This is a genomic window from Streptococcus sp. 79, from assembly GCF_013277425.1.
In the GTDB taxonomy this organism is placed as follows: Bacteria; Bacillota; Bacilli; order Lactobacillales; family Streptococcaceae; genus Streptococcus; species Streptococcus pseudopneumoniae.
This window is the reverse complement of sequence record NZ_VMMW01000025.1, coordinates 1-3,447: the sequence shown is the minus strand read 5'-3', so window position 1 is coordinate 3,447 and position 3,447 is coordinate 1. Positions and strand designations below refer to the sequence as shown.

3 protein-coding genes and 1 pseudogene are annotated in these 3,447 nt (G+C 38.6%); all 4 read left to right on the top strand.

The genetic code is table 11. The features are described from left to right. Positions 1–223: 223 nt before the first annotated feature. Positions 224–1,075 carry a hypothetical protein gene (locus tag HT729_RS05495; protein ID WP_205380678.1) on the top strand — a complete coding sequence of 284 codons (852 nt, stop codon included), beginning with the start codon at positions 224–226 and terminating at the stop codon, positions 1,073–1,075. A gap of 730 nt (positions 1,076–1,805) precedes the next feature. Beyond that, positions 1,806–1,943, top strand: a complete 138-nt coding sequence (copA, locus tag HT729_RS05490; RefSeq protein WP_172931765.1) for a plasmid copy number transcriptional regulator CopA — start codon at positions 1,806–1,808, stop codon at positions 1,941–1,943. Positions 1,944–2,000: 57 nt separating this feature from the next. Next, on the top strand, positions 2,001–2,672 hold the full coding sequence (locus HT729_RS05485; RefSeq protein WP_172931764.1) for a replication protein: 672 nt from the start codon (positions 2,001–2,003) through the stop codon (positions 2,670–2,672). A gap of 374 nt (positions 2,673–3,046) precedes the next feature. Further along, positions 3,047–3,447 (top strand): annotated as a pseudogene (locus tag HT729_RS05480) (plasmid recombination protein); the annotation flags it as partial.

Below are 3,447 nucleotides of genomic sequence, written 5' to 3'. Positions count from 1 at the left end.
AAGACACCCTCACTTGTATATCTACAATGCAGCAGTTCACCTGGACGAAAAAGGGCATCCTCATGCTCATTTCAACATCATTCCAGTTGCAGAGGGATACAAAAAGGGCTTGAGCATTCAACCAAGTTTTAAAAAAGCCCTCCAGAATGAGGGGAATTTTGAAAAAGGGCGCCATCAGTTGCGAGTATTCAAAGAGCAAGAAGTCAAAATTTTATCTGAGAAGATGAAGTCATTAGGGATTGAACGAAAACTAGTTGGAACAAATGACATCAAAGACATGCGTGAATACAAGCGACTGGTAAGAGAACTTGAAAAAGAGAAAGAAGCGATCTCGGAGGAAGTTCACAAGCACAGAGAACAGGCTTTAGATGAACTTTTGGAAGTAGCAAACGAAATTAAAGCCAATAGAGAAACACTGAGCAGACTGAAAGATTCTATTCAGGAAAAAAGGGAGGAGTCGGCTCAGCTCTCTTTAGAGGGCGAAAAAACGCTCTCTGAGCTCTCTAACTTACAAGATAGGGTAAAAGGTCTAGAAAGTGAAAAGAGGGGCTTAGAATCGAAAATAGAGGCCAAATCGGGCGAGTTAGTGCGACTAGACGAAAAAATAGAGCAACAAAAGAGTTTTTTGAACGATTTATCAAGAGAATATGCTCTTAATCCATTGCCAAGTGAAAAAGAACGAAGCTATTTTTTTGAAGTGTTAGAAAAGGCTAAAAAGACGATTACAGGGAAAATAACCTTCGATTTTGATTTTGTGAGCCAGTTAAAAAATTATATCCATTCGGTCAATGAAAAAATTCAAGGTCTAATTTCTCAAAATATCCTTTTGAGAAGGCAGTTGGAGATGAAAGATACGGAACTAGGGAAAGTAAAGTTTGATTTGAAGTTAGCAGAAGCTAAAAATAAGGGCTTTGATGACAAATTTAAGACTTACAAAGAAAAAGCGGATGTCCTAGATAAACTTTCAGATGTTTTGAGTGAAAAAGAAATAGAATTGCTGAATGACCGAATAATAGCTTTAGAATCAAGCAAAACTTTCTCAGTAGACAGAGATTTTCAAGGACCAGAGCTTTGAGCGATTTATGCCGAGAAAACTTTTGACAATAAGCAGTGACAGAGTACGCTGGAACGTGCCGAGCCGAAAGGCTTTAGCGTTTCGGACGGACACGGACAAAGGACGGCAGTCACTGGTTACTTGTTGTCAAAAGGAAATTGGAATAAAGTAAGCGGACATGATATAATAGCAAAGTCGCTAGTTCTTCCACTAAGTAACGCGAACTTAGATTGGAGGTGAGCGTTTTGAAGACTTTCCTCGAACTTGTTTTGATTCCTTTTGCGGTTAGCGTTGCTGCAGAAGTAGTTGCTGATTGGCTAATTCAGTACATCAAAGACAAAAGCGACAAAAAATAGCCTGAGTTCTTTTTAGGACAAAAAAGAAAGGCAGTAGTTCCAGCTACTGCCTTTTTTGCGTTTTGCTATTCGTTTCCTCGAACTATAGCGTTTATATAATTATAACACGTTGAAGTCTATGTGTCAAAATTGGGTACGTGGGAAAAATTGAGGGGGATTTTTTCTCCGAAAAAATCTAAAATCTGGGGGGCTACTACGACCCCCCTTTTAAGTGCCGAGTGCCAAATTAAGAAAAAAAGTGCCTTGAGCCTTAGAGCCACAAGGGTTTGAGTGGTGCGACATTTCGGCGACATTTCGGCGACATTTTCGGCGACATTTTAAAAATAATACTAAAATTGTTGCATTAAATGCGTACTTGTGTTACTATTGTTTTATAAAATTTTGAGAGGTAATTCATGAAAAAAAGATTGACAATAACTCTTAGTGATTCGGTGCTTGAAAATCTTGAAAAAATGGCAAAAGAATTAGGGTTATCAAAATCAGCGATGATTTCTGTCGCTCTAGAAAATTACAAGAAAGGTCAAGAAAAATAAAAAAAGAGCCACGGCAATGGCTCTAAAGCAAAATATTTCTTGGGTTAATTATACCGTATGGCAAAAGAAAAAGCAAGATATTTCACTTTCCTACTCTATCCTGAGTCAATCCCGGAAGATTGGGAATTGAGATTAGAATTGATTGGTGTACCGATTGCGATTAGTCCATTACACGATAAAGATTTGAGTGGTGTTGAGGGACAACTTTACAAAAAAGCGCACTATCATGTGATTTATGTGGCAAAAAATCCAGTGACTGCTGATAGTGTTCGAGTTAGAATTAAGAGAGCTTTAGGTGAGCAAAGTGTTGCTATGGTTCAGATAGTTCTGAATATCGAAAACATGTATTTGTATCTAACGCATGAGTCCAAAGACGCTATCGAGAAGAAAAAGCACAAGTACGATAAGGCAGATATTAAGCATATCAATAACTTTGATATTGACCGTTATGTGACGTTAGATGCTGAACAAAAAGACGATATTCTAGACGAGGTCTGCAATATTATTGCAGATCATCGGCTAGCGAATATCTTGGAATTGAAAAATTTTGTAATGGCAAAAGGTTCAGAGTATGGACTGCCGACTATGAAAGTTATCAATTCGGTTTTGCGTTCTCATACTGGATTGATTCGATTGTATTTTGACGGAGTTTATCAAGAGCGAAAGTATGGGAATTTAGTTCCGTCAGTAGATTATGAAACTGGGGAAGTTTTGAGCGAGGAAGAATAAAAAGCAGACCTTTCGAGGTCGGCTTTTTTGGTCGGACAATAGCGAAGCCGTCCGACTGACATTTTGAAAAAATGTCTCGCTCGATTTCGAGCGACGAAGAGAAAACTTGGGGTTCGAGTTTTCTCTTTTTTCGTGCGTTCATTCGCACGAATTTGCTCTCTGCAAGAGTCCCTCGGAGGAGCGTTTGCGTTTTGACGAACCGTTAGGTTTGTCAAAACTGCATAAACGTTACTCTTTTGACAAAAGAGTAACAGAAAAGCTATAATAAAACCAAGCGTTGCTTAATTTTATTATAGCTAGAATTGAGCAAGCAATAGACTTTGTCGGCTTGCTCGTCCTCCCCTTTTGGGAGGACAAGGGGGGAGGAAATTTGGATGGTACAACTGAGCATTTCTTTTAAAACAAGTACCAAGATGACGAGTATCAAACACAACAATCGAGATTTGACAGAAGAAGAATTTAAACAGCCTCAACACCAACATATTGACCAAGATAAAATCCACGAGAATATTTACATCAAACAAGAACCCATCAAAGAGGCCTATGAAAAGATTTTTGGTTCTGCCCTTGAAGAATATAATTCAAAACAAACTCGGAAGGACAGACGGATAGAGGACTACTTTCAGCACGTCAAAAAGAGTAAAACCTTAGACTTACAGAGAGAATTTATTGTCGGAATCGGTGATAAGTATGACTGGGATAGAATTAAAAACAGTACTGAAGCAAAGCGATGGGTGGGGGAGAAATTAGCCGAGTATGTAGAGGAGTTCCAGGA